2 protein-coding genes and 1 pseudogene are annotated in these 8,446 nt (G+C 64.5%); all 3 read left to right on the top strand.

Annotated features, from left to right (window positions below):
* Positions 1 to 124: 124 nt before the first annotated feature.
* Positions 125 to 6,721, top strand: a complete 6,597-nt coding sequence (locus tag EV674_RS17030; protein WP_119014868.1) for a DUF4347 domain-containing protein — start codon at positions 125 to 127, stop codon at positions 6,719 to 6,721.
* A gap of 111 nt (positions 6,722 to 6,832) precedes the next feature.
* Entirely contained in the window at positions 6,833 to 8,188 is a 1,356-nt protein-coding gene (locus EV674_RS17025; RefSeq protein WP_241525046.1) for an ATP-binding protein, read from the top strand.
* A 46-nt stretch (positions 8,189 to 8,234) separates the two neighbouring features.
* Positions 8,235 to 8,446, top strand: a pseudogene (locus EV674_RS17020) (tyrosine-type recombinase/integrase); the annotation flags it as partial.

The raw sequence follows: 8,446 nt of genomic DNA, 5'->3' as shown, positions 1-8,446 counted from the left end.
CTGCTTTGGCACTGGGGGCAGATCAGACTCATCTGTTGAACCTCGCACAAATGCGGAAAGATTGCATAAAAATACCTTTTTCGCAATCCCCAAAAACACTCAAATAATCCCAAGGAAGACTGCCATGACCGACATTGCCACCACCGCCAGCCCTGCCCGCAGCATCGTCTTCATCGACAGCCGCGTACAAGACGCCGCCACCCTGCTGCAAGGGCTGGACCCCGGAACCGAGGTGGTGTTTCTGCAAGCCGGGCAGGACGGCCTGGCGCAGATGGCGGCGCATCTGCAAGGGCGCACCGGGCTGGATGCCATCCACGTCATCAGCCATGGTGCGCAGGGGCGGGTGCAGCTCGGCAACCTGATGCTGGACCAGGCGGCGCTGGATGCACAGCAGGCCACCCTGGCCACCATCGGGGACAGCCTGAGCGCCGGTGGCGACATCCTTCTCTATGGGTGCGATGTCGGCCGCGGCGAAAGCGGGGCAAGGCTGCTGGCTTCGCTCGCGCAGGCCACGGGTGCGGATGTTGCGGGTTCGAACGACCTGACCGGCAGCAGCGCTGCCGGCGGCAACGCCGTGCTCGAGGTAATCATCGGCACGGTGTCGGCAAAGGCCGCCGTTCACGCGCAAGCGTGGGAGGAATTCGGCACCGTTCTTGCGCAAAGCTTCTCGCCCGGCGCGCTGCCGCTCTCCGACAGCGGCACTACGAACTTCTCCTTTGTGCAGGTCGGCGATTTCGATAGCGACGGCGACATCGACATCCTGACCCAGGAGGGAGGCGTGGCGACCGCCGTAACGCTGTGGCGCAACGATGGCGCCGGCAGCTTCAGCTCGTCGCAAGCCATCCCGGCTGGCGTGACCGGGCTGAACATCAGCTTCTCCAGCGTGCGCGTCGCCGACTACGACAACGACGGCGACCTTGACTACTACCAGCGCATTACAGGCGCTGGCAACGACCTCTACTACGGCAACAACGACGCGCCGCCCACGCTCACATCCTTCACGCCGCCGGCAAACGGTACCGCCAATGCCAACGACAACCTGGTCCTCACCTTCAGCCACAGCACCACGCTGAGCAAGGGGACGGGCACCATTTCCATCCGCATCGACAACGGCGACGGCAATTATGGCAACGACACTGTGTTCGAGGCCTTCGTCGCGAGCGATGCGCGGGTGTCGTTGAGCGGCAATGCCACGGCCTCCACGGTGAGCATCAATCCAAACGGCAGCTTTGACCCCGGCACCAGCTACTACGTGGTGATCGAGCCGGACGCCTTTGTCGATTCCGACGGCAAGGGCTTCGTCACCCGGGTCGGCGATCGCTTCCATGCCGGGCTGCCGGACCCCGCGCTGACCCGGGCGGGCAACTCACTGGACCCGCTGGCCGATCGGACGGTGATGAGCTTCATCTTCGCAAACTCCGCCCCCGCCCTCACCAACCTGAACGGCGACAGCGTGGCCTGGGCGGGCGTGGGCAATACGGTCACGCTGGACGTTTCGAGCAACACGGTGCTGGCCGATACCGAACTGGGCGCGCTCAACAGCGGCAATGGCGACTGGTCGGGCGCGTCGCTGACGGTGCAGCGCGCAGGCTCGGCCGTCAGCGCCGATGTGCTCGGGTTCAACACATCGGGCAGCCTGTTTACCGTCAGCGGGGCCAATCTGCAGATGGCTGGGCTCACGTTTGCCACTTACACCTACACCGGCGGCGTGCTCAATATCAGCTTTACCAGCAGCGACACCGCCGCCACGACCGCGCTGGTCAACGACGTGGCGCGGCACATCACGTACGGCAACGACACGCCCACGGGTGATGCGGCACTGCGCTTCACGCTGAGCGACGGCACCGCCAGCGCCACGGCGGATGTAACGGTCACCAGCGACACCATCTACGTCACCAACGCCACCGACACGGCCACCATCGACCCGAGCAATGGCGTCAGCCTGAGCGAGGCCATCGCCATCGCCGCCGGTGCGACCGGCAGCCAGACCATCGTTTTCGCCCCCAGCCTGGCCGGCCAGACCCTGACGCTGGCGGGCAACGTAGCCCTCAACGAAAGCCTGACGCTGGACCTGAGCGCCGCCAGCGGCGTGACGCTGTCGGGCAGCACGCTGACCGTGGGCGCCGGAGCCACGCTCACCGTGGTCAATGGCGCGGGCAACACCGCCACCATCGACACCGCGCTGGCCGGCACGGGTGCGCTGGTCAAGAGCGGTGCGGGTGCGCTGACCCTGTCGGGCAGCAACAACAGCCATACGGGCAGCGTGGATGTGAACGCCGGCACCCTGAACGCCAGCGGCGGTGCGGCCATTGGCGACACCAGCGCCGTCACTGTGAACAGCGGGGGCACACTGGGCGGCAGCGGCAGCATCGGCGGCAACGTCACCATCTCAAACGGCGCAACGCTGTCCCCCGGCGGCGGCGCAGGCACGGGCGTGCTGACCATCAACGGCAACCTGAGCATGCAAGCGGGCAGCACCCTGGCCGCGCAGATCAACGGCACCACGGCCGGGACGGGGTACGACCAGGTGGTCGTCAACGGGGCCGCCGATGTCACTGGCGCCACGCTTTCGGTGACCCATGGCTACGTGCCAGGCCCAGGCGACAGCTATGTCCTCATCGCCAACGACGCAGCCGATGCCGTGACCGGCACCTTCAGCGGCCTGGCGCAAGCGGGCACGCTGGCGGCGGGCGGCAATGGAACCGTGCTGCGAGCCAGTTATGCCGGTGGCGATGGCAACGATTTCACCCTGCGGGCGCCCGTCAACGATGCGCCCGTCGCCACCACCAGTGGCGGCACCACGGTCTTTACCGAAGGTGCCAACGTCACCAGCACGCCGGTGGTGGTGGACAGCGGCATCACCCTCGCCGACGCCGACAACGCCACGCTGGCCAGCGCCACCGTGGCCATCACCGGCAACTTCCGCAGCGGCGAAGACCTGCTGGCCTTCAGCAACGATAGTTCCACAATGGGCAACGTCGCTGCCAGTTACGATGCGGCAACCGGCGTGCTGACGCTGACCTCAGCCGGCGCAAGCGCCACGCTGGCTGAGTGGCAGGCCGCGCTGCGGGCCGTCACTTACACCAATACTTCGGATACACCGGATACGGCGAACCGCACGCTCACCCTGGTGGTGAACGACGGCAGCACAAACAGCGTCGCCGTCACCAAGACGATCAGCGTGACGGCAGTGAATGACGCGCCGAGCCTCACCGATGCCGGCGGCACCCTGGCCTTTACCGAAGGCGATGCGGCCACGATGATCGACAGCACGCTGACGCTGAGCGACGCCGACGACAGCAACCTTGCTTCGGCCACCGTAACGATTTCGACGGGCTATGTCAGCAGCGAGGATGTGTTGGCCTTCACCGCACAGAACGGCATCAGCGGCAGTTGGAACAGCAGCACCGGCGTGTTGACCCTGAGCGGTTCGGCGACCAAGGCGCACTACGAAGCCGCGCTGGAATCGGTGACCTATCAGAACACCAACACCGACAACCCCAACACCGGCAACCGCACCGTAACCTGGGTGGTCAATGACGGCAGCGCCAGTTCAACCGGGGTGAGCTCAACGATCACGGTGGCGGCGGGGAATGATGCGCCCACCGACATCGCCATCACCAACGCTTCGGTCAACCAGAGCGGCGGTGCCAATGTCACTGTCGGCACCCTGAGCACCACCGACACCGATACTGGCGACACCTTCACCTACAGCCTGGTGGCGGGAACGGGGGACACCGACAACGCCTCGTTCAACCTCAGCGGCAGCAGCTTGCGCGCCAACAATGCCGCCAACCTAGCGGCGGGCAGCTACTTGGTGCGCGTGCAAACCAAGGACAGCGCCAACGCGACCTATGAAGAAGCGCTGACCATCACCGTGGTCGATGACGTCGCGCCGACCTTCAGCAGTGCCACCCCGGCCGATGACGCCACAAATATTGCGGTCAACGCCTCGCCCGCCCTGGTTTTCTCGGAAAACATCGCCTTCGGCACCGGCAATATCACGCTCTACAACGTCACCGACAGCACGACGGTCGAGACCTTCGACGTCACGACTGCACAGGGTAGCGGCGATGGCAAGGTCGCCATCAGCGGCAAGACCCTGACCCTCAACCCGACCGACGCGCTGTTCGCTGGCAAGCAATACGCCATCCAGATCGACGCCACGGCACTGAAGGACAGCGCCAACAACGCCTTTGCCGGTATTGCCGATAACACGACCTACAACTTCACGGCGGCCAGCAACGCCGCGCCGGTGATTACCAGCAACGGCGGCAACGATGCCGCCGCCATCAGCATCCCCGAAAACACCACGGCAGTGACCACGGTCACCGCCACCGATGCCGACAGCAACACCCTGACCTACAGCATCCTCGCGCCCGAAGGCCTCATCAGTGGCCGCACGCTGGCAGCCATCCCGCAAAACGATGACGCTCAGAAATTCCAGATCGACCCCCATAGCGGCGCCCTGCGCTTTATCAGCGCCCCCGACTTTGAGAGCCCGCAGGATCAGGGCGACACGGTCGGCAATAACACCTATGTCGTCACCGTCAAGGTCAGCGATGGCAAGGGCGGTACGGATTACCAGCGCCTCACCGTCACCGTCACCGACGTGGCCGAAGGTGGCGGCGAGCCCCCACCTCCTCCCCCACCCGCCGACAATGACGATGACGGCGTTTCTGCCGAGGAAGAAGACAGCATCCCAGGCATCCCCCCCCAAGACGGCGGCCCCGCAGTGGCCGGCGATGGCAACGGCGACGGCATCAAAGACAGCGAGCAGTCCCAGGTCACTTCGCTGAACTTTCGCCAGACCAGCAGCGTCAGCAACCAGCCCGGCGCCCCTAAAACCCCCGTCACTTTGGTCGTCGGCAGCCAAAACGGTCAGGTGGGTTCCAACGCCGGCAATGTGCAAATCACCAGCATCGGCCAGCAAGATGCGCCCGACGATCTGCCCGAGGGCTTCAATGCGCCGCTGGGCCTGTTGAGCTTTACGGCTACGGTTGCTACCCAAGGCAGCACGGGAAGCTTCAGCTTCTATTTGGATGGTGCGCTGGGCATCAACGGCTACTTCAAGCAAAACACCAGCGGCGCCTGGGTCAACCTGGCCGACCCGGCCAACGGTGGCCGCGTGGTCAACGAGAACGGCAAAACCCGCCTGGACTTTGTCATCGAGGACGGTGGCCAGTTCGACAGCGATGGTGCCGCCGACGGCACCATCACCGACCCAGGCGCCCCTGGCTACCTGCCACTGCCCCCCGATGCCAGCAACAGCGCCCCGGTCATCACCTCGGGCAGTACCGCCAGCGTCGCCGAGAACGCGCCCACCAGCACCGCCATCTACCAGGCCAGCGCCACCGATGCGGATGCAGGCCAGAGCCTGACTTACAGCCTCTCGGGCACGGATGCAGCACTGCTGAACATCGACAGCAACAGCGGCGCCGTCACCTTGAAGGCCAGCGCCGACTACGAGGCCCAAGCCAGCTACCGCTTTAGCGTCACCGCCACCGACAACGCCGCTGCCCCGCTGAGCGCGACCCAAGCCGTCACTGTCAGCGTCACCGACGTCAACGAAGCGCCCAGCGCTGTGGCTCTGAGCCGCAGCAGCACCAGCCTGGCCGAGAACACCCGCATCGCCAGCCGGCGCGAAGTGGCCAGCCTGAACATCACTGACGATGCGCTGGGCAGCAATACAGTGACGCTCTCGGGCAAGGATGCGGGCAGCTTTGAAGTCAGTGTCGGCAAGCTCTACCTCCAGGCCGGCACGGTGCTGGACTTTGAGACCCAGAGCCGCTACGACGTCAGCGTCAGCGTGGCCGACAGCACGGTGGCCGGCTCCAGCCCGGTGCGCACCGACTTCACGCTGCGCGTGACCGACGTCAATGAAGAGGGGCCACCGTCAGCCGACAGCGACAACGACCAGTTCCCCGACGCCCTAGAGGCAGCCCATGGCCTGAGCGTAGGCACCAAAGACAACGACGTCTTTGCCAGCACCAAGTTCTACGCCATGCAGCTGTACCGCGACACCTTGTTCCGCGAGGCCGAAGGCGAAGGACTGGCCTACTGGCAACAAGTGCTCGACAGCGGCGCGCAAAGCCGCGTCCAAGTGGCCCAAGCCTTCCTGGACTCACCCGAATTCCAGACCCACGCTGGCGCCCTGGCCCGCCTGTACTTTGCCGCCTTTGAGCGCATCCCCGACGAAGCGGGCATGAACCACTGGATGGAGCAGATGCTCAGCCAAGGCCAAAGCCTGGAGCAAGTGGCACAGGGCTTTGCCGACAGCAGCGAATTCCAGAACCAGTACGGCAGCCTGGACAACGTGGGATTCCTCGACACGCTGTACCAGAACGTGCTCGGTCGCAGCCCGGACGAAGCGGGTAAAGCCTATTGGCTGGAGCAACTGGGCGCGGGTACCACACGCGGCGAGGCGCTGGCCGGGTTTGCGCAGTCCCAGGAATACCAGGAACTCATGCGCGAAGAAGTCAGCGTGACACTGTTGTACGTCGGCCTGCTGGGGCGCACACCGGAGCCGGGCGGCTACGCGCACTGGCTCGATGCCATTGACAGCCGCCAGGGCGATGCGCTAGGGGCGATTGAGGCGTTCGTGCAGTCGCAGGAGTACCACGATCGATTCCTGCCAGCGGAGGAAGTGAGCACGGCGGCACTGGTGGGGCTGCCATCGAATGCGACAGGGACAGCGCTGCTGAACGACGGGATCGGCTGAGGCGCCATCGGGGGCAAGACGCCCCCCTCTTTATCGCAAGATGCAGAGGGCGGGTGATGACAGCGCAGACAATGCGCCCGGGTGAATGCGTAGCGATTTGGGAATGCCACAATGGCCCACATGCGCTGCCCCGACACCCCCCTGCCCCGCCGCAAGCTGCCCATTGGCATCCAGACCTTTGCCCGGCTGCGCGAAGATGGCTGTTACTACGTCGATAAAACGCCGCACATCCTGCGGCTGATTGATGAGGGCACGCACTACTTTCTGAGCCGCCCGCGCCGCTTTGGTAAAAGCCTGCTCATCGACACCATAGCCGAGTTGTTCGAGGGCAATCAGGCCCTGTTTGCCGGGCTGCACGCTGAAGCGCACTGGGACTGGAGCCAGCGCAGCCCGGTGGTGCGTATCAGCTTTGGTGCTGGCGTACTGCACAGCCGCGAGGCGCTGGACATCAAAATCGAAGAAACCTTGCAGTACCTGCAACAACGCTGGGGCGTAGCCTGTGCGCAGCGCAGCATCTCGGGGCGCTTTGCCGAATTGCTGCAGCAAATCCACGCCCAGACCGGTCAGCGCGTAGTGGTGCTGGTCGATGAATACGACAAGCCCATTTTGGACAACATCACCGATAGCGATACCGCACGGCAGATGCGCGATGGCCTGCGCAACCTGTATTCGGTGATCAAAGACGCCGACGCGCATATCCGCTTTGCCATGCTGACGGGCGTGAGCAAGTTCAGCAAAGTGAGCTTGTTCTCGGGGCTGAACAACCTGCGCGACATCACCGTCTCCTGCGAATACAGCGCCCTGTGTGGCTACACCGATGCCGATGTCGATACGGTGTTTGCCCCGGAGCTGCCCGGTCTGGATCGCACCGAAATCCGCCGCTGGTACAACGGCTACAACTGGACGGGCCAGAGTGTTTACAACCCGTTTGACCTGCTGTTGCTGTTCCAGGAGCGCCAGTTCAAGCCCTACTGGTTCGAGACCGGCACGCCCACGTTTTTGATTGATGTGCTGACCCAGCACCACACCTTCACCCCCGAGCTGGGCCAGACCGTGGCCATGGAAGACTTGCTCAGCACCTTCGATGTCGATGCCCTGGCACCCGAGGCGCTGCTGTTCCAGGCGGGCTACCTGACGATTGCGTCCGAATTTGCCATGGGCGCGCGCATTGAGTACACGCTCAAATACCCGAATCTGGAGGTGCAGGCCAGCCTCAACGGCGCACTGCTCAAGGCCTTGAAGGGCGGCACCTCGGCCACCGACCGCCAGACCGGCCAGCTCTACCGCCTGCTGCAAGCCAACGATTTTTCTGGGCTGCACACATTGTTTGGCGCGTTCTTTGCCAGCATCCCCAACGACTGGTACCGCAACAGCCCGATTGCGCGCTACGAGCCCATCCACCTCATTGGCGTGGAGTTCAGCCAGCAAACGCGCAGCGTGGTGGGCTTTGAGGTGCAGAGCTTGTAGGGCAGGCTCTCTATCTGCTCGACGAAACCAGGACTGCATCCACTTGATGACCACCCCTGCCCTCCTGCCCCCAGCCTGGACATCCGATGGGTTAACTGCTCTGCCAGCACGGCCCGCAGCCAATGCCGGCGCGCGCACGCTGACCCGCGCGGACAACGACCTCGATGCGGTCTCTGGCTGGCTGTTGCGGCACCAGGACAGCCCCCACACCTTTGACAGCTACAAGCGCGAGGCCGAGCGCCTGCTGGCTTGGTGCGC

The sequence above is a fragment of the Simplicispira metamorpha genome (genome assembly GCF_004341365.1).
Lineage (GTDB): Bacteria > Pseudomonadota > Gammaproteobacteria > Burkholderiales > Burkholderiaceae_C > Simplicispira > Simplicispira metamorpha.
Note: the sequence above shows the minus strand (reverse complement) of the source record. Positions and strands in the feature narration are given on the sequence as shown.